1 pseudogene is annotated in these 254 nt (G+C 71.7%); it reads left to right on the forward strand.

Annotated features, from left to right (window positions below):
- Positions 1-254: pseudogene (locus ACZ2XM_RS15620) on the forward strand (hypothetical protein); the annotation flags it as partial.

Here is a 254-nt window from a genome sequence, read left to right on the forward strand (position 1 = left end):
GATTTCACGCGCGATGCGATCGACGCGCCGGCGCCGCTCGATCCGTATGCCGCCGCATGGACGAACGGCATGCTCGTCGCGTCGCGCATGCGGCTGGCCGATCTCGTCGCCGAGCTCGACCGCCATCGCCGCGGCAGCCTGCGCTGCGATCCGGCCGTGGCCGAGCTGCGCGTGTCGGGCACCTATCCGCTCGACGAGCCGCAGCGCGTGCTCGATACGCTGGCGGCGACGCTGCCGATCGACGTCCACTACCT

The organism is Psychrobacter sp. CoH-33_TS_01, from assembly GCF_058189395.1.